Genomic DNA, 1,415 nt, shown 5'->3' with positions numbered 1-1,415 from the left:
ATGTGCATTTTTTGAGTTTTATTTAAATTTCCAAATTATTCTGTTTTAATTTAGTTTTCTAGACCTTACCACATGATCTCTATTTAGTATTTTCCCTAAAATATTTTAAAACACGCGATTTTTCTATTGCATCAATTTTTGCGTTATGATGAAAGTGTTTCTTTAACTGTTAAAGCTAACTGTTTGAGTGTAAAAGGTTTAGATAAAAAACCAAAAACAGCATCTTGTGGAAGATTCTTAGCAAAAGCATCTTTTGCATATCCAGAAACGAAAAGAAATTTGATATCAGGATATTTTTTACGGACTTCCTTCAATAAAGTGGGCCCATCCATTTCTGGCATCACCACATCGGAAACAATAATATCAACAGCTCCTTTTTTTTCCTCAAGAATAGAAAGGGCTTTCACCCCGCTTTCCGCCTCTAAAACCGTATATCCTCTCATTTGAAGAGCCCTTATCCCTCCCATTCTGACAGCATCCTCATCTTCAACCAATAAAACAGTGGCAGACCCTGTTAGATCTATATTTTTATCTTTCTCTTCATCTTTTTCAATCTGCTGAGAAATTTCTTCTTTTATATCAGGGATATAACGAGGAAGAAAAATATGAAATGTTGCTCCTTCTCCCTCTTTACTTTCACAATAAATATACCCACCACTTTGCTTGATAATTCCATAAACCATTGATAAACCAAGGCCTGTTCCTTTTCCAACTTCTTTTGTTGTAAAAAATGGCTCAAACATTTTTTCTTGTATAGCAGCAGATATCCCAGTCCCTGTATCTGAAATAGTCAATTGCACATATTCACCAATTGCTAAACTAAGATGATTAAATTCAGCACTTTGTTGTTTTGTAATATTGTTTGTCGTAATCGTAACAATACCTCCATCGAACATGGCATCACGCGCATTAATAACCAAATTCATAATCACACGCTGAAAAGATGCCTGATCGACTTCAACGCTCCACAAATCTTTTCCATGGATAATTTTTAACTGAACATTATTCCCCAAAAGTGGTAAAATAAGATTGCGAATATCTGATAAAAATTCTGTAAAATCAACCTCTTCAGGTCGAAGTGTCTGCTTTCTCGAAAAAGCGAGTAATTGCTGTACCAGAGCAGCAGCACGATTAGCATTATTTTTAATATTGATCAGATCAGCATGAGCAGGATCAGAACTACGATGTGTATTTAAAAGAAGGTCACATGACATTAAAATTGCTGTTAAAACATTATTAAAATCATGCGCAATACCACCTGCCAATTGTCCGACAGCTTGCATCTTCTGACTTTGCGTTATTTTATCTTCAAGTGTTTTTTGTTCTGTTGTTTCAATGACAGAGATAATGACCAAATCTTGTAACGCATCACCATGATAGGATGGCACAGACATAACATGAAGACGTAAATGGCG

At 34.8% G+C, this 1,415-nt stretch carries 1 protein-coding gene; it reads right to left on the bottom strand.

The window, feature by feature from the left end; genetic code table 11:
- Positions 1 to 143: 143 nt before the first annotated feature.
- A partial coding sequence (locus BN338_RS10005; protein ID WP_039762002.1) for a response regulator occupies positions 144 to 1,415 on the bottom strand: 1,272 nt, incomplete at its 5' end.

It is taken from the genome of Bartonella queenslandensis AUST/NH15, from assembly GCF_000312585.1.
GTDB lineage: Bacteria > Pseudomonadota > Alphaproteobacteria > Rhizobiales > Rhizobiaceae > Bartonella > Bartonella queenslandensis_A.
Note: the sequence above shows the minus strand (reverse complement) of the source record. Positions and strands in the feature narration are given on the sequence as shown.